This is a genomic window from Bifidobacterium sp. UBA744 (genome assembly GCA_002298605.1).
Taxonomy (GTDB): domain Bacteria; phylum Actinomycetota; class Actinomycetes; order Actinomycetales; family Bifidobacteriaceae; genus Bifidobacterium.
In genome coordinates this window covers 1-16,809 of record DBKS01000032.1, presented here as the reverse complement: position 1 = coordinate 16,809, position 16,809 = coordinate 1, and the positions used below count along the sequence as shown (strand labels likewise).

At 63.1% G+C, this 16,809-nt stretch carries 14 protein-coding genes; 13 read left to right on the top strand and 1 reads right to left on the bottom strand.

Annotation, left to right across the window (positions count from 1 at the left end; genetic code table 11):
* The 12 genes from B2994_RS03565 to B2994_RS03510 all read left to right on the top strand — a co-directional run.
* Window positions 1–200, top strand: a 200-nt coding sequence (locus B2994_RS03565; protein ID WP_291527012.1) for a hypothetical protein, incomplete at its 5' end; no start/stop codon positions are given.
* Window positions 201–366: 166 nt separating this feature from the next.
* Window positions 367–1,236, top strand: a complete 870-nt coding sequence (locus B2994_RS03560; RefSeq protein ID WP_291527011.1) for an aldo/keto reductase — start codon at window positions 367–369, stop codon at window positions 1,234–1,236.
* A 72-nt stretch (window positions 1,237–1,308) separates the two neighbouring features.
* Complete coding sequence (locus tag B2994_RS03555) at window positions 1,309–2,877, top strand: peptidase U32 family protein (protein ID WP_291527010.1); 1,569 nt, start codon at window positions 1,309–1,311, stop codon at window positions 2,875–2,877.
* A gap of 85 nt (window positions 2,878–2,962) precedes the next feature.
* Window positions 2,963–3,958 carry a polyphenol oxidase family protein gene (locus B2994_RS03550; RefSeq protein ID WP_291527030.1) on the top strand — a complete coding sequence of 332 codons (996 nt, stop codon included), beginning with the start codon at window positions 2,963–2,965 and terminating at the stop codon, window positions 3,956–3,958.
* 53 nt (window positions 3,959–4,011) lie between these two features.
* Complete coding sequence (locus tag B2994_RS03545) at window positions 4,012–4,869, top strand: IspD/TarI family cytidylyltransferase (protein WP_291527009.1); 858 nt, start codon at window positions 4,012–4,014, stop codon at window positions 4,867–4,869.
* Between the two features lie 36 nt (window positions 4,870–4,905).
* Complete coding sequence (locus tag B2994_RS03540) at window positions 4,906–5,580, top strand: pyroglutamyl-peptidase I (RefSeq protein ID WP_291527008.1); 675 nt, start codon at window positions 4,906–4,908, stop codon at window positions 5,578–5,580.
* Window positions 5,581–5,750: 170 nt separating this feature from the next.
* A complete protein-coding gene (locus B2994_RS03535) occupies window positions 5,751–7,187 on the top strand; it encodes a cell division protein (RefSeq protein ID WP_291527007.1) in 1,437 nt (478 codons plus the stop codon).
* Window positions 7,188–7,304: 117 nt separating this feature from the next.
* Window positions 7,305–8,642 (top strand): C1 family peptidase, encoded by a 1,338-nt coding sequence (locus tag B2994_RS03530; protein ID WP_291527006.1) that lies wholly within the window; start codon window positions 7,305–7,307, stop codon window positions 8,640–8,642.
* Window positions 8,643–8,854: 212 nt separating this feature from the next.
* Complete coding sequence (locus B2994_RS03525; RefSeq protein WP_291527005.1) at window positions 8,855–9,997, top strand: 3-deoxy-7-phosphoheptulonate synthase; 1,143 nt, start codon at window positions 8,855–8,857, stop codon at window positions 9,995–9,997.
* A 66-nt stretch (window positions 9,998–10,063) separates the two neighbouring features.
* Window positions 10,064–11,266 carry a 3-deoxy-7-phosphoheptulonate synthase gene (locus tag B2994_RS03520; protein ID WP_291527004.1) on the top strand — a complete coding sequence of 401 codons (1,203 nt, stop codon included), beginning with the start codon at window positions 10,064–10,066 and terminating at the stop codon, window positions 11,264–11,266.
* A 156-nt stretch (window positions 11,267–11,422) separates the two neighbouring features.
* Entirely contained in the window at window positions 11,423–12,130 is a 708-nt protein-coding gene (gene mtnN / locus B2994_RS03515; RefSeq protein WP_291527003.1) for a 5'-methylthioadenosine/S-adenosylhomocysteine nucleosidase, read from the top strand.
* Window positions 12,131–12,324: 194 nt separating this feature from the next.
* Window positions 12,325–13,638: an MFS transporter gene (locus B2994_RS03510; protein WP_291527002.1), complete on the top strand. Its 1,314-nt coding sequence runs from the start codon at window positions 12,325–12,327 to the stop codon at window positions 13,636–13,638.
* Window positions 13,639–13,777: 139 nt separating this feature from the next.
* Here the strand turns inward: B2994_RS03510 and B2994_RS03505 are convergent, their stop codons facing one another.
* On the bottom strand, window positions 13,778–14,968 hold the full coding sequence (locus tag B2994_RS03505) for a substrate-binding domain-containing protein (RefSeq protein WP_291527001.1): 1,191 nt from the start codon (window positions 14,966–14,968) through the stop codon (window positions 13,778–13,780).
* 274 nt (window positions 14,969–15,242) lie between these two features.
* On the opposite strand from B2994_RS03505, the gene B2994_RS03500 reads away from it, so the two are divergent.
* Window positions 15,243–16,805: a glycoside hydrolase family 30 protein gene (locus B2994_RS03500; RefSeq protein ID WP_291527000.1), complete on the top strand. Its 1,563-nt coding sequence runs from the start codon at window positions 15,243–15,245 to the stop codon at window positions 16,803–16,805.
* Window positions 16,806–16,809 lie beyond the last annotated feature (4 nt).

Sequence of the window (16,809 nt, the reverse complement as noted above, 5' to 3'; positions counted from 1 at the left end):
GTCCGCGTCGTCGCCGTGACGATCGCGGCTACGATCGTGACGACCGTCGCGGCGATGATCGTCCGCGCCGCCGTCGCTCCGACCGCAACCCGCGGTACGCCACCGACGACCACTACGATGAGTACCGTGAGGAGCGCGAAGAGCGTTCCGAGCGTCCGCGTCGCCGCGTGCGTCGGGATTTTGATCCCTTCGAAGACTGATCCGGGGTTCCGGCCCCGCCGCGTCTGACGGCGGGTGAGTCCCCCTGGTCTCTCTATGCAGGCCCGTCATCCGCAATGCCGGATGGCGGGCTTTTTGGAATCCGACATCGCGAGCGGCGATTAGTCTGAGGAGCGGATCACCCACCGCGGCGTCTGAGGAGGAGCCATGACCATGTATCGCAATATCGGCCCGTTTCGTACCACCGCCATCGGCATCGGCGAGATGGGCCTGACCATCGAGGGGTATCCCAGCCACGATATGGGTCTGGAAACCATTCATGCCGCGCTTGACGCCGGCGCCCGCATGATCGATACGGCGTGGTCGTATTATGCGCCCGGTGAGGAGGAGCAGACCGGCGAGCGGCTTACACGCGAGGCGCTGGAAACTTGGAACGGTCCACGGGATGAGGTGCTGGTGGCCACCAAGGTGGGGCTGCGCCGTGACTTCGACGGGCGGGGCAAGCCGATCTGGCCTCGGGACGGCAAACCTGAGCATCTCATCGCCTACGGCAAGCAGTCGGCGCTGGCGCTGGGCGTCGACGCCATCGATCTGCTGTATATGCATCGTCATGATCCCGAAGTGCCGTACAACGAGTCGATCGAAGCCATCAGGCAGCTGCTGGACGAGGGCGTGGCGCGGTATGCCGGCGTGTCGAATGTCACCGTCGAGCAGTTGAACACCGCGCGTTCGATTCTCGGCGATCGTCTGATTGCCGTGCAGAACCAGTTCTCCCCGGTTCATCTCGATACACGCGATGTGCTGGACTATTGCGCCACCCTCGGATTGGCGTTCGTCTGCTGGAGCCCGCTCGGCGGCTTCCGCCACCCCTACGACCGGCATCTGCTCGACCCGTTCCGTGCGGTCGCTGCCGACCATGGCGTCAGCTGGCAGCAGGTGACTCTGGCGTGGGAGCTGGCACAGGGCGAGCATATGTTCGTGATCCCCGGATGCCACCGCCCGGCGACGATTCTCGACTCACTGCAGGCCGGGGACCTGCGGCTGACCGGCGAGGAGCTGGGACGTCTGGCTGCATAGGCCGCCACGCATGACGGGACGGATCCGTCGTCGGCCGCGTGCGACCACACCGGCTCGTACACTGTTGGGGTGATGAATTCCCAAGCTTCGATGATTCCCACGCGCCGCAGGCCCGAGGTGCTGGCCCCGGCCGGCAATCTGCGCGGTCTGAAAACCGCCGTCGACTATGGCGCGGACGCCGTGTATTGCGGCGGCAAGGCGTTCGGCATGCGTTCGGCGCCCAGGAACCTGTCGCTGGAGGATTTCGAGGAAGGTGCGCGCTATGCCCACCGTCACGGGGCCCGCGTGTACGTCACACTCAATGTGCTGCCGCGCAACAACGAGGTAGCCGCCATCCGCGAGTACATCGGCCAGTTGAAGGACACCGGCGTTGATGCGCTGATCGTCACCGACCTTGGCGTGATGATGACCGCCCGCGCCGTGGCGCCCGGATTGGAGCTTCATGTCTCCACGCAGGCCGGCGTCACCAATTACGGCGCCGCCAACGCCCTGTACGAGCTCGGCGCCCGTCGCGTGGTGCTGGCCCGGGAGCTGGACATCCAGGCCGTACGCGATATCCGCGCCCGCATTCCCGACGACATGGACGTCGAGTGCTTCGTGCATGGCGCCATGTGCATGGCGTTCTCGGGGCGTTGCCTGTTCTCCAATTACCTGACCGGCCGCGACGGCAATCACGGCGAATGCGCCCAGTCCTGCCGCTGGAAGTATTCGATCGTCGAGGAGAAGCGTCCCGGGGAGTACTATCCGATCGAGCAGACCGCCGAGGGGGCGTATCTGTTCAATTCGCAGGACATGAACATGCTCGCCCATATCGACGATCTCATCGATTCCGGCGCGACCAGCCTGAAAATCGAGGGGCGCTCCAAGTCCGCCTACTATATTGCGGCGATGACCAATGCGTACAAAACCGCGGTCAACGAATATATGGTTCAGCGCGGGTTCGAGGATACGTGCGGATCGGTGCTGAAGCCGTTCCAAGATCGCGTGGTGCGTGTGGCCGATCCGGAATTCGAGGCGCTTGCCGTCGTGGCCGCGTCCGATCCCGACAAGTCGATGGCCGATGCGGACGCCGCCTTTGCCGGCGTGCCGGCCCTCGATACCCCCACCATGGCCGAGGAGCCGGAGAATCTGAGCTATCACGCCCGATCAACCCGTCGCAAGTCGAACACCCGTCCGGAGGTGCTGCCCGAGGGGTGGCGCCATGCGCCCATCCGGCCGGCCGCGCCCATTGTCCTGCCTGATTGGCTGCTGGACGAGCCCAACAAGGTGGCGCACCGCGACTATTCCACCGGCTTCTACTATCCCAGGCACAAGGTGCGGCAGAACACCGATCGATCCGCGTATTTCCGCGCCTGGCTGGTGGTGGGCGAGGTGCTCGGCTGGTCGGCGGACGACGGCGGTCGCGTCACCATCATGAGCCGCAACAAAATCGAACCCGGTCAGCAGGTTGAATTCGTGCTGCCGGGAAAGAAGCCGCTGGCCTACACCGTGCCGTCCGAGGGGCTCAAGGACGCCGACGGCAATTGGGTGCCGGCCATCAACAACCCCGCGCATGTGTTCTCGCTGCCGTGCCCCTATCAGGTGCCGGTGAATGCGGCGATCCGCTCGCGGACCAAGCGTCCCACACTGAAGGCCGAATAGGGGGACCGAACGACGAATCACGATGCTGAGGCGTGAACGCATGAACAACGCATGAACATGGAGCATGAGCGATTGGAGCGAACCGATGAACAATAACGACCGCGGGATTTTGGACAGCAACGCGCTGCCTTCCACGGATGCCGACGGGCGTCCGATTCCGGTGACCATCCCAATCGCCTTGGCGCCGGGCGTCCGCGTCATCTACACAACGCGTCTGGGAGGCCTGTCAGTCGGCGATTTCGGGCATTTGAATCTTGGCGGCAAGAAGGGGGACGATCCCGCCGCCGTGGCCGCCAACCGCGAGGCGCTTGCCGAATCCGTGGGCGCCGGTCTGTCGCTGGTCTCTCAGGTGCATTCGGGAACGGCCATCGACGCGGACACGGTCTGCCACATCAACACGCCCTATGGTTTCGACGCGTCCGGCACGCAGGGTGTCGAGACGGACGACCCGATCGCCGCGAAGATCGACGCGGACGGTCAGGTGACCAGCCAGCGCGGCATTGCGCTGGGCATGTTCGCGGCCGACTGTCTGCCGGTGCTGATGGCCGACCCGGCGGCCGGGGTGATCGGCGCCGCCCATTGCGGCCGTCGCGGTCTGCAGCGGGGCGTGATTGGGGCGACCGTCGAGCTTATGACGCTCAAAGGCGCCGACCCGGCACGCATCGTCGCGACGCTGGGGCCGGCGATCTGCGGCGACTGCTATGAGGTGGGCGACCGCATCGCCGACGAATTCGACGCCCAATTCCCGGGCTCCTTCACGCTGAGCCGATTCGGCAAGCCGGGCATCGACATCAATCATGCGGCGTTGCTGGAATTGGAACGCGCCGGTGTGCCGCGGGGCAATGTGATCGACTCGCGTCCGCGAGTCACCGCCGCCACACAGTATCTGTGCGAGGACGCCGAACTGGCCGAACTGTGCGACGCCGATGGTGAGGGACCGTCGCTTGACGAGCGTATCGGCCTGATTCGCCACAGCATGTGCACGCTCGAAAACCCCCTGTGGTTCTCGCATCGTCGCGCGGCGCTGGCCGGCAAGAGCCGGGAGGGGCGCATGCTGGCTCTGATTGTGCGCGATGAGTGATGTGGTGGCTGTTTCGCGCATGACTGACCTTCGAAGGCGATACGGTGGTGACTATGACTCGTAATGATTCCAATACGCCGGTGGTGGCGGTGGTGCTGGCCGCCGGCTTCGGCACCCGCTTCGATCCGGACAATCCCAAACAGTTGGTGGCGTTGCGCGGCAAGGCCATCGTCGCATGGTCGATTGAGGCCTTTGAATCCGATCCCCGTGTGACCGACATCATCGTGGTGGTGAATCCGAAGGTGCGCGCGGCTGTGGAACGGATGGTCGACGAGGCCGGATATCCGAAGGTGCGCATGATCATCGACGGCGGGGCGCAGCGCGTGGACAGCACCATGGCCGCGTTGGACGCGCTGGCCGCCGCGGGCATCCCCGACCATGCCAAGGTGCTGATTCATGATGCGGTCCGTCCGTTCGTCAGCCACGAGTCCATCGACGGCTGCATCGATTCTCTGGACGAGTATGAGGCTGCGACGGTGGCGGTGGCCTCCACCGATACCGTGCTGTTGACGCGTGATTTGGGGGATCGCAAGGTGGTGGCGGATGTGCCGGACCGTCCCGACACCTTCCGTGCCCAGACGCCTCAGGCGTTCCGGTTCGCCACGATTCGCAAGGCGTATGCGCTCGCCGGCGACGATCCGGATTTCCATCCCACCGACGACACGCGCGTGGTGGTGGATTACCTGCCCGACGTGCCTGTGGCCATCGTCGCCGGCAGCGAGTCGAATCTCAAGGTCACCACGCTTGCCGACATGCCGATTGCCGAGCGCATCGCCGAGCGCATCGTCATGGGCGTCGGCGCGGACGAGGCGGATGACGATGCGCGCATCGTGCCGATGAGCAAGGAGGAGGCGCGCCGCCGCATGCACGAGGTGCTCTTCTCCGCCGCCTCCCAGATGACCCGTCACTGAAATCGGGCCGACGGACGGGCCGCTAGACTGGTAGCCATGGAACGAATCAATGTGGTGGTGTGCGGATTCGACCATTATGACGGTGTCGAGGTCAATCCCGCATACGAAGTGCCCAAGGCGCTTGCCGAATTGGGCGTGCCCGTTGACGCCGATGACGAGTTGGCGGACGTCGTCGTCGACATCAGCGCGGTGACGATGCCGGTGAGCTTCACCAAGGCGTGGCCCGCGTTGCTGGAGACCATCAAGGCGACCCGTCCGCAGATTGTGGTGGCGATGGGGCTGAAGCGCGCCGCCCGCGGCATTGCGCTCGAACGTTGCGCGACCAACCGTGTGGGCGACGGCCGCCCCGATGCCGACAATATGACGCCGCAGCGCGACACCATCGATCCGCATGGTCCCGCCGCGTTCTGGACGCGACTGCCATTGCGCGCGATTCTCGCCGATTTCACCGCCGACGGCATTCCGGCCACGTTGAGTTCCGACGCCGGCACCTATGTGTGCAACTCGCTGTTCTACCAGCTGCTGGACTGGTCGGCGGAGCAGGAGCGTATGGTGGCCGGCTTCGTCAGCCTTCCCCCGGTCAACGAATCGGGCGACCACGCCATGCCCGGCTTGCCGTTGGACCAGCAGATCAAGGCCGGTCAGGACGTCATTCGTCAGGCCGTTCGCTACTGGCGCGAACCCTCCAGCGCCGGCATTCTCATCGCCTGACGGCGCGGCCGCCGAGGTTGTGGCGCCCGTCTGTCCGCTGTCGCCGCGCATGTGTCGGATATCACTTGTGGCTATGCCGTAAGTGTGGGGTGTTGTCGGCGATTTTCGCTCGGGTGATGCGTTAGAGTGCTTGTACGTCATAGGTGTGTTTCGGCAAGGAGTATTAAACGATGGCTGAGCAGTTTTCGGTGGTGTTGCGTGGCTACGACAAGGAGCAGGTGGAGGCGGCCTTCGCCGAATCCAATGAGAATCTTGCGCGCCTGCGTGAACAGATCCGCTCGTATGATGACCGCATCCTGAAACTTGAGGCCGAGCTGCAGGAGGAGCGTGCCCGCAAGGCCCCCCAGTCCAAGGATTCTTTTGCCTCCCTGGGTGCGAACGCGCAGCAGCTGCTCGCATCCGCCGAGCAGACCAGCACCGAGCTGCTGGCGCGGGCCAAGGCGGATGCCGCCGCTTCGCTCGACAGCGCCAACAAGCAGGCGGAAACCACGACCAGCAATGCGAAGCTTGAAGCCGAACGCATCGTCGGCGAGGCGAACACCAAGGCCAAGTCCATTGTCGACCATGCCAACACCGTTGCCGGCACCATCGAGACCACGGCGAAGGAGCAGGCCGATCAGCTCAAGAGCCAGGCCGCCAAGCAGGTGTCGGAGCAGCGGCAGTCGCTGGATCTCGAATTGACGAATTCCCGCGAGGAGCACGCCAAGCGCCTGGCCGCCGAACGGGCTGCGCAGGAGCGCAAGATCGCCGATCTGAAGGCGCAGACCACCAAGGAGGTCACCGCCCAGCGCGCCGAAGCCGACGAGGAGATCGCCAAGCGCCGTTCGGAGGCGAATGACCAGATCCAGCAGGCCATCGCCGAAGCCAACAAGAAGCTCGCCGACGTGCGCGACCAGGCGGCCAAGCTGCTGAGCGAGGCGAACCGCAAGGCCGGCGAGATCACCGAGGCGGCCCATGCCAAGGCCCGTCAGATCACCGACGCCGCCGATGTGCGGAGGGCGGAGACGCTGAGCCAGGTCAAGGCTGAAGTCGAGCAGATCCGCGCGGATATTGCCGCGCAGCAGGATGAGGCCACCAAGAAGGTCAACGAGTTGCTGGCCTCGCTGGAGGAGCGCCGCCAAAGCGCGCAGCATGAGGCCGAGGAACTGGTCGCCCAGGCCAAGGCCGCACGCCAGGAGGCGGATGACTACGCCGCCGCCAAGCGCAGCAAGGCCGAGGAGGAGGCCGCCGAGATCGTTCGCAAGGGCGGGCGGGACGCCGAAGCGGAGATCCGGTCTCGCCGCGAGGCCGCGCAGAATGAGATCAATGGTCTGCAGGCCCAGATCAAGCAGCTGCAGAATCGCGAATCCGTGATCACGCAGCGGGTGTCCGAGCTGCGCGCCATCTTCACCAAGTCGTTCGGCTCGTTGGAAGGTTTTGGCGAAGCCGTTCATGAGGACACCGAAGACCAGCCGAGCGATCCGGCCGCGGCCTCCGACGAGGCGCCGGATGTGCCGGTTGACGCCCCGGTGCCGGCTGATGCGGCTGATGCGTCGGATGATTCGGATGACCATGGCCAGCCCGCCGGCGACGAGTCGGGCGACGCCGGCAGCGGAGCCGCCAAATGAGCGGCGGCTCCGACGGGATCCGGTAGTACACTGGATTGCTGATATCAGCGCGCATCGCGGCCGGTCCCGATGCGCGCTTTGCATTCGTATGCAGCGAATTATCACCAAGGAGGATTCATGGCAGCACAACCGCTGAACCACGATGACCTGACCGCGATGCGCCAGGAGTTTGAAGGCAACGAAACCAATCGCCTGATGATGAACGCCGTCACCGCGGCGGGCATCCAGAAGATTTCCAAGAACTATGACCGCGCGCGCCTGATGCAGCGTCGCTTTTCCACCATCGTAGACAACGGCGAGGTCACCCATCAGGATCGGTCCGGCCGCTGCTGGCTGTTCAGCTCCCTGAACGTGGCCCGTTTCGTCGCCAAGCGGAACCTTGGGCTCAAGGAATTCGAATTTTCGCAGAACTATGCGATGTACTACGACAAGCTGGAGCGCATCAACTACTTCCTGGAGGACATGGCCTCGCTGGTCCGTTCCGGCGAACCGGTGGATTCCCGCCTGTTCCAGCACCTGCTCAATGATGTGATGGGCGACGGCGGCCAGTGGACCATGGCCATGAACGTGTACAAGAAGTATGGCGCCGTTCCGAAGGATCTGTTCCCGGAAACCGCCGCCTCGTCCAACACTCGCGAGATGAACGTGCAGCTCAGGAGCCTGCTGCACACCGCCGTGGCTCATATGGTCGCCCGTCCCGACGCCATTGACTCCATCGTGGACGACACCCGCAAGGCCGGCCATCGCATCCTCACCATCAACCTCGGTGAACCGCCGGTCAGCTTCGACTGGGAGTGGACCGACAAGGACGGCGAATTCCATCGCGACGGCAAGATCACCCCGCAGGAGTTCTGGGCCAAGTATGTCGGTTCCGCCGATCTCGAAAGCTATGTCTGCCTGGTTGACGATCCGCGCAAGGAGCATCCGAAGGGCAGGAAGATCGCGATCGAGCATCTTGGCAATGTGGTGGGCGGTGATCCCACCGAATATCTCAACGTGGACGCCCAGTTCATGAAGGATTGCGTGCGCCGCATCCTCACCGAGCAGGGGATTCCGGTGTGGTTCGGCGCCGATTGCCATCCGATGATGGACCGCGAGTCCGGTGCGTGGGCCACCGACCTGTTCGAGTACGGCCGCGTATACGACGTGGACTTCAACCTCGACAAGGAGGAGCGTGTGCGGTTCGCCGACTCCGCCATGAACCATGCGATGGCCTTCGTGGGCGTCGACGTGGCCGATGACGGCGTTACGACGCGTCGCTGGCGCGTGGAGAACTCCTGGGGCTCCAAGATCGCCGACAAGGGCTACTTCACCATGTCCGACGACTGGTTCTCCGAGTACGTCTACGAGGTTGCCGTCCCGGTGGCGCTGCTGCCCGCCGACTATCAGGCGGCCCTCAAGGAAGACCCCATCTCCCTGCCCGCATGGGATCCGATGGGGGCCCTGGCCGAGTAAGGCCCATTCCATGCATGTCGGGACGGGTCGCCGTCGGGGGTTTGGATGACGGCGACCCGTCTGCCGACGCGTCGGATCACAGGATCCGCATGATAGGAGCCGTTGCGGTCGCTTATTATGCGGATTCCGATTTTGTCTGAAGGCCGCGAAGCGATTACGGTAGGGTGGATTATCAGTCAGATCGTTCCGACGATGCAATGAGGAGAAGAATCATGGTTGACCTTCGCGGCCCCGACAGCTCTGTGGACGAGCAGCGTCGCCTGGGGGAGCAGGGTGTGTTTCCCGAGACGGTGGATATCAATATCCGCCAGTTGGATCCGATTCCCGCGCCGCGAAGCTTTATCCGCGAGTTGCCGCTGAGCCAGCGGCAGATCGATCTGGTGCTCAAGTCGCGTCAGGAGATCCGCGACGTGCTCAACGGCAATGATGACCGTCTGCTGGTTATCGTGGGGCCGTGTTCCGTGCATGATCCGAAGGCAGCGGTGGACTATGCGCATCGTCTTGCCGAAGTAAGCGCCGAACTGTACGACCGCCTTGTCATTGTGATGCGCGTGTATTTCGAGAAGCCGCGCACCACGATCGGCTGGAAGGGGCTGATCAACGATCCGGACCTTGACGGTACGTTCAATATCCGCAAGGGCATGTGGCTGGCGCGCAAGGTGCTGTGCGACGTGCTGAACGAGGGAGTGCCGATCGCCACCGAATGGCTGGATCCGATCACGCCGCAGTATATTTGCGATGCGGTGAGCTGGGGCGCGATTGGCGCGCGCAACACCGAAAGCCAGGTGCATCGCGAGCTTGCGTCCGGGCTGTCGATGCCGGTGGGGTTCAAGAACGCCACCGACGGTTCGATCAAACCAGCCGCCGATTCCTGTTTCGCCGCCGCCCACGAGCATCATTTCCTGTCGATCAATCTTGACGGTCGGGTGATTTCCGCCGAGACGAAGGGCAATCCCGATTGCCATGTGGTGCTGCGCGGCTCGAATTCCGGGCCGAATTACGACTCCGAGTCGGTGCGCAGGGCGCTTGAGGCGTTGAAGGCGTCTCAGGCCGGCGGTCCCGGCAATCATGGTCTGGTGATCGACGCGGCGCACGGCAACTGCGGCAAGGATGAGGTGCGCGAGGCGCAGGTCGTCGAGGAGATCGCCGCGCGCCTGGCCGACGGCGAGCAGGGCATTGCCGGCGTCATGATGGAGAGCTTCATTGAGGCGGGCAATCAGAGGCCGGCGCCTCTTGGCCAGCTGGTGTACGGCCAATCCGTTACCGACGCCTGCATTCCGTGGGGCCGCACCGACGAGTTGCTGCATACCCTCGCCAAGGCCGTCGACACCCGACGTTCGCGTGGGCGGCGGTAGCTCTCCTCGCCACGACGCAGCGTTCAGGGTATCCTTGGACACGGATTGTTTCAAGGAGAGACCGTTATGTTGCAACAGGATCCGGGGGCGAAGCCGCTGAACACCCCCGAGCAGCTTCGTGCCATCCGGCAGGCGATGGATGAGGGTAAGAATCCCCTGGTTGCCACCGATGTGCCGCGTTGGGAGGACGAGGTCGGCATCGGGCGCATCGTCAACCGTCGCGTGCTCGAGTTCGAGGTGCTGCCCACGCCGGCGCAGGTGCTGGCCGATCTGCCGCTTGACGCCCATGCGCAGGAGATCGTCGCCTATTCGCGTGACGAGATTCGGGCGTGCCTCTATGGTCAGGATGACCGTCTGCTGGTGCTGGTGGGCCCGTGTTCCGTGCATGATCCGAAGGCCGCGCTCGATTATGCGCATCGACTGTCCAAGTTGAAGAACGAGTTGGGTGAGCAGCTGCTTATTGTGATGCGCGTGTACTTTGAGAAGCCGCGCACTACCGTCGGTTGGAAGGGGCTGATCAACGACCCGGATATTGACGGCAGCTGCAATATCAAGAAGGGTCTGTTGTTGGCGCGCAAGACGCTGCTTGGCGTGTTGCGCGAGGATCTTGCCGCGGCCACGGAGTTTCTTGAGCCGACCAGCCCGCAGTTCATCGCCGATGCGGTGAGCTGGGGCGCGATTGGCGCGCGCAATACCGAAAGCCAGGTGCACCGCCAGCTGGCTAGCGGGCTGTCCATGCCGATTGGCTTTAAGAACGCCACCGACGGCTCGCTGAAGGCGCCGGCCGACTCGTGTTTCGCGGCTTCCCAGCAGCATACGTTCTTCGGCATCGATCATATGGGCAGGGCCGCTGTGGTGAAGACGCTGGGCAATCCCGACTGCCATGTGGTGCTGCGCGGTTCGAGCTCCGGTCCCAATTACGACGCCGGGTCGGTCGCGCGCGCCATGGAGGTTATCAGGGGCATTATGCCTGCGGACTCCGCGGCCTCGCGCGGGCTGATCATTGATTGCTCCCATGGCAATTCAGGCAAGGACGAGCATCGACAGGCCGAAGTGGTGCGGAACGTGGCCGGTCGTATCGCCAATGGCGAGCGTGGCATCACCGGCATCATGATGGAAAGCTTCATCGAAGGCGGCAACCAGCCGGCCGCGCCGCTCGACCGGTTGGTGTACGGCAAGTCGATCACCGACAAATGCATCAGCTGGCCCGAAACGGAACGTCTGCTGCGCGAACTGGCCGAGGCCGTGGAAGTAAGGCGCTGGCGCTGATCCCCGCGTTTCACAAAGCATGGTCTCCCCGAGGCGAGGCTCCAAGGGGCGGAAGACGATGTGTATGCGCGTGACCGTAAGCTTGTCCGAACGGACCTGAGCGTGCATGCGCATGCGCGCCACCTCCGTCCCCACCATCTACGAAAGGAAAAAACCGTGGCTACCATTGCAATCATCGGCGCTCTATCCGATGAGGTATCCCTGATCGCCAAATCTCTCGATAACGTTGCCGTGGACGAAGGCGCCAGCCTTCGGGTGAATCGCGGGTCGCTGGTTTCCAACGCCGGTGAGCGCGTCACCGTTGCGGCGACGGTCGGCGGCATGGGTTTGGTGAATGCCGCGGCCACCACGCAGCGGCTTATTGATTCGTATCATCCCGATGCGGTGATTTTTTCGGGTATCGCCGGCAATCTCAACAGGGCGATGCATATCAACGATGTGGTGCTTGGCGGTACGCTGCGTTATCTGGACACCGATATGCGCTTGGTGGGACAGTGGACGCCCGGCAGTGAGCAGTCTCCCGTCGAGGAGTTCCATTCGGACGGTCATCTGCTGTCCGTGGCCGATGAGGCGCTTCGCGATATGGGCATTCACCATATCACCGGCATTATCGCGTCTGGGAATTATTTCGTCGACACGCCTGAGAAGGTCGATGAGGTGATTCGTCGCACCGGCGCCGATGCCGTGGAGATGGAGGGCGCCGCCGTGGCGCATGTGGCCGCCCGCAACGGCGTGCCCGCGCTGGTGATCCGGGCGCTTTCGGATAACGCCGATACCGATTACGAGGTGTTCGCCGACTTCGATATCTCCAAGTATGCCGACACGGCCGCGCGTCTGGCCGTCGATATTGTTAAGCGCCTGTAGCGAGGAATTGTCGAACTGATGTCGTGTTCATAATGTGGACTATGTGAACGCTCGGGGGGCTCATAGATTATACCTATCTTCTGGTCATGGCACATTGACGTACGGCCGTTGATGCGCCCACAAGGCCAACATCCGGACGTGCTCAGTGCCTACTGAGATTCGAATGAGTTTCGAACATAGAGAAGGTACATCACATGTCTGCAACCGCAGTTATGTCTGCAGAGAATACGGGAGCCAAGAGGGATTCGGTTCCTGAGATCATCGCCGCGTCAATGGTCGGCACCGCCATTGAGTTCTACGACAACTATTGCTATTCCATCGCCGCCGCCAGCTACTTCGGCGCGATCTTCTTCGCCAACGTCACCGATCCGGCCCTGGCCCAGATCATGGCGTTCACCACATTCGCCGTCTCCTTCCTGGCCCGTCCGTTCGGCTCCATGCTGTTCGGCCACTTCGGTGACAAGATGGGTCGTAAGAAGACCCTGGTGATCGCCCTGCTCACCATGGGCATCGCCACCTTCCTCGTCGGCTGCCTGCCTGGATATCAGGCCGTGGGCGGCGTCTCCATCATCATCCTGTGCCTCTGCCGCGCATGCCAGGGTGTGGGCCTCGCCGGTGAATGGTCCGGCGCCGCTCTGGTGGCCACCGAGAACGCTCCCGCCAACAAGCGCGCCCTGTATGGTTCCTTCCCGAACCTCGGCGCCCCGATCGGCTTCTTCTGCGCGTATGGCCTGAACCTGCTGCTCACCACTCATCTTGGTGCCGACCAGATGGGCGCTTGGGGTTGGCGTATCCCGTTCCTCGCTTCCATCGTGCTGGTTGCGATCGGTCTGTATGTGCGTGCCCGCATGTCCGAGACCCCGGTGTTCAAGAAGGCTGCCGCCGAGAAGCGCACCACCAAGCACCCGCTTCGTGGCCTGCTCCCGTACTGGAAGGAAGTGCTCCTTGGCACGCTGGCCATGGGCATCACCTACACCCTGTTCTACGTGCTCGGCACCTGGTCCCTGTCGTATGGCGTGAAGGTGCTGAAGTTCACTCAGCCGCAGTACCTCGCCATGCAGATGGTGTCCGTGTTCTTCTTCGCCGTGTTCATCGTGGTCTCCTGCCTTGCCGCCGATAAGTACGGCCGTAAGAAGGTGCTGATCCTCGCCACCGCCGTGGCTCTGGTGTTCAGCTTCTTCACCCCGGTGCTGCTGGTGCACAACGTGGTCAACGTCATGCTTTTCCTGTGCATCGGCTTCATGATCATGGGCGGTCTGTTCGGACCGTGCGGTGCATATCTGCCTGAGCTGTTCCCGACCAATGTGCGCTACTCCGGCGCCGGACTGAGCTACAACCTCGCCGCGATCTTCGGTGGCGCGTTCGCTCCGACGATTGCCCAGGCGCTCGTCAACAACCCGAAGGTCGGCATTGCCGGCGTGGGCTATTACATGGTGGTTATGGCCGCCATCGCCCTGGTCGCCCTGTTCGTGATCAAGGAGAGCAAGGACAAGGATTACGAGGCCTGATTCGGTTCGCCTCCGTTTCCGGTAGTCCCGCATAGCGCATAGCCGTGGCCCGACGATTCGTCAAGGATCGTCAGGCCACGGCTTTTTGCATGTGCGGATGTTTTCGTGACCGCTGTTTCCGGTGATGTGTGGCGTCGTGTCAGCGAATGTCGTGTCGGCGAATGTCGGTCACGGATCCGCGGTCGATCAATGTTGGGTCGATGAGGATGTGCCTGGTGGCGGAATCCGGGTTGGCGATGCGTTGCATAAGCGTGCGGACGCAGGCTTCCCCAAGGTCCTTCGCATTGGAGCGGAGCACGGTGAGCGGCCTCGAGCTTGGCGTGGCGAAGCCGTCGATGGAGATCATCGAGATGTCGTCGGGTATGCGTTTGCCCTTGCGTTCCAGGACCTGCGCGATGGCGATGGCCAGGTAGTCGGAATGCGCCAATACGGCCGTGACGCCCGACTGGATGATCGTCTCGGCGATTTCGTCCACGCCGCTGGTGTCGTAGGGGGCGATGTTGTTCAGAATGAACGGGCAGTCGATGCGGCTGCCGTTCTCGAGAATGTCCCGCCAGCCGTTTTCGATCACTGCCGATGTGGGGGTGGTGGAGAATGCGGCGCCGATGCGGGTGTGGCCGTGGTTGAGGAAATGCACGGCCGCCTTGCGCACGCCGTAGGGGTGGTTGGTGCGCACGGAGTCCACGAAGCAGGTGCCGAGCATTGGCTGGTCGCGTTCCACGACCACCACCGGCACCGGAGCGTGTTCGATCCAGCCCCAGGTTCGCTCCGCGATCTCCGGGCGTCCGGAAGGCGAGACGATCAATCCACAGAGCGCTGGTTCCTTGGCCAGCCAGTCGAGGATCTTGGTTTCGTCGATTTTGTCATAGGAGCTTTCGCGCGAGACGATGCGGGCTCCGAGTTCCGTGGCGACTTCGCGGATCGAATCGACGACGGCCGGCCAGAAGAAACTCGGTTCCGGCAGCATCACGCCGATAACGGGCTGGTTGCTCCGGTCCGCAAGGCCGGTGGGCAGCGGCAGCTCGTTGATATCTTCCGGCGTGGACAGCGTGGCGGTCTGCAGCGCGGGGGAGGGCATTGGCGTTGGGCTGTCCTTGCGGGTGGCCGAGCCGGACAGCGACATGGCTCCGCCGCGGATTCGCTTCAGCAGTCCGGCCTGGGCGAGAATGGTCAGGTCGCGTCGCACCGTGATTTCCGTGGTGTTGAGCAATTCCGCCAATTCGGAGACGGTGACGACGCTTTGCCGGGTGAGCAGGCTCAGGATCATGTCCTGACGCTCGGCGGGCAGCAAGTCGCGCTTGCTCTGATCATTCGTGCTCTCTTCAGCCATTTCGCTTCCTCGCGGTTACCGTCTGCATGTGGTCAATCGATCCCTATTGAAGGATTCATCACATCAAGACGTGGTCATTTTCAATCAATAATAACGCATCGTATCGGTAAGTGATCAATTCTGATATAGAATGGACCAGTCAGCATCCTGCCATAAATGATCGCTTTTGATTGAAGTTGATTGAAAGTGATTCTTTGATGTATGATGGCTGCTGTCAGCGCAATACGGACCGTCACGGAGTCGTGGCGGCAGAACAGAAGGAAAAGGAACGCCCATGGCTAGTGCATTCAAGAACGAATTCTGGACGGTGACCTCCGGCGACTTGAAACAGCGCCGTGAACATATCGCCACCCCGGCCGTCGAAACCGAATCCGGCGACGCCGCGCGCATCGTCATCGACACCGCCGACCGCAAGCAGCCCTGGATCGGCGCCGGCGCCGCCATCACCGACGCGGCCGCCTCCCTGATCTGGGGGTCCATGAACGCCGAACAGCGCCATGCCTTCCTCGACGATGCCTTCAACCCGGCCAAGGGCGGTTTCTCCGTCATCCGCATCCCGCTCGGCTCCTGCGAACCTAGCTCCCAGCCGTACTACACCTACGACGACGTGCCCTTCGGTGAGCATGACAACCTACTCACCAAGTTCTCGCTTGGCGAGGGCGAACCCGGTGCCCCCGACGCCACCAAGGACTTCAAGTACATCATTCCCGTGGTGCTTGAAATCCTCAAGATCAACCCGGCCGTCAAGATCATCGCCTCCCCGTGGTCGGCCCCGGCGTGGATGAAGAACACGGGCCACCTGTGCCAGGGCGGCCACCTGCGCTTCAACGAATGGACCGGCAACGGCTTCGACCCGATGCATGACTCCTTCGAAGGCTGCTACGCCCGCTACTTCGTGCGGTACGTGGAGGAAATGGCCAAGATCGGCATTCCGATCTGGGGCGTCACCGTCCAGAACGAGCCGTCCAACGCGCCGAAGTGGCCGGCCATGATGTGGACCCTCAAGCAGCAGGCCGAATTCGCCCACAACTTCCTGCGCCCCGCCATGAACGAGAAGTTCCCGGAGATGCGCATCTTCATCAACGACGATTCCACCCACAATCTGCAGTGGCCGGTGCGCGAGCTCGTCACGCCCGATCAGGCATCCTCCATCGACGGTCTGACCGTGCACACCTACGAAGGCCCGTACTCCAACTTCTTCAACGCCTCCCGCGCGTATCCGCACTGGCTTCTCGGCATGACCGAACGCCGCTGCATGATCGACGAAACCGTCGAAGATGCTGCCCACATCATGTCCGGCATCATCGGCAACTGGCTGGTCCGCAACGGCGAAAGCTTCATTGCCCTGTGGAACATGGCGCTGGACGAGCGCGGCCTGCCGAACCAGGTCGGCGCCACCGGCCGCCGCGGCGTGGTGACCATCCAGCATGAAACCGGCGAAGTCATCCGCAACCTCGAATACTTCATGCTGCGCGCCTTCGGCCAGGACGTCAAGCCCGGCTCCGTGGTGGTGCGCTCCTCCAACTACACTCCGGACGGCTGGTCCGGCGGTCTCGGCTCCGTGGCCTTCCTCGCCCCCGATGGCGATGTGGCCGCCCACATCTACAATCCGACCGGCGAGCCGATCGAAGCGGCCGTCACCATCAACGGTGAAGGCGCCGCATGGCAGAAGGTCACCGTTCCGGCCTGGGGTACCGTCACCGTGCACAAGTCGAACTTCGCCATCAACGAGTCCGATGTGCCCGAGGACGACAAGTTCGAGCTCAATCCGGCGCCGAAGCATCTGCTGGGCGACGTGGCTCCGGGCAAGGTTCGCGTGTGGGGCGTTGACGAGTGATCGC

Coding starts and splice junctions, on each gene's coding strand:
- B2994_RS03545 (WP_291527009.1), top strand. CDS start 4,012: ATGACTCGTAATGATTCCAATACGCCGGTGGTGGCGGTGGTGCTGGCC.
- B2994_RS03525 (WP_291527005.1), top strand. CDS start 8,855: ATGGTTGACCTTCGCGGCCCCGACAGCTCTGTGGACGAGCAGCGTCGC.
- B2994_RS03560 (WP_291527011.1), top strand. CDS start 367: ATGACCATGTATCGCAATATCGGCCCGTTTCGTACCACCGCCATCGGC.
- B2994_RS03535 (WP_291527007.1), top strand. CDS start 5,751: ATGGCTGAGCAGTTTTCGGTGGTGTTGCGTGGCTACGACAAGGAGCAG.
- B2994_RS03555 (WP_291527010.1), top strand. CDS start 1,309: ATGAATTCCCAAGCTTCGATGATTCCCACGCGCCGCAGGCCCGAGGTG.
- B2994_RS03520 (WP_291527004.1), top strand. CDS start 10,064: ATGTTGCAACAGGATCCGGGGGCGAAGCCGCTGAACACCCCCGAGCAG.
- B2994_RS03550 (WP_291527030.1), top strand. CDS start 2,963: ATGAACAATAACGACCGCGGGATTTTGGACAGCAACGCGCTGCCTTCC.
- B2994_RS03530 (WP_291527006.1), top strand. CDS start 7,305: ATGGCAGCACAACCGCTGAACCACGATGACCTGACCGCGATGCGCCAG.
- B2994_RS03540 (WP_291527008.1), top strand. CDS start 4,906: ATGGAACGAATCAATGTGGTGGTGTGCGGATTCGACCATTATGACGGT.
- B2994_RS03500 (WP_291527000.1), top strand. CDS start 15,243: ATGGCTAGTGCATTCAAGAACGAATTCTGGACGGTGACCTCCGGCGAC.
- B2994_RS03505 (WP_291527001.1), bottom strand. CDS start 14,968: ATGGCTGAAGAGAGCACGAATGATCAGAGCAAGCGCGACTTGCTGCCC.
- B2994_RS03510 (WP_291527002.1), top strand. CDS start 12,325: ATGTCTGCAACCGCAGTTATGTCTGCAGAGAATACGGGAGCCAAGAGG.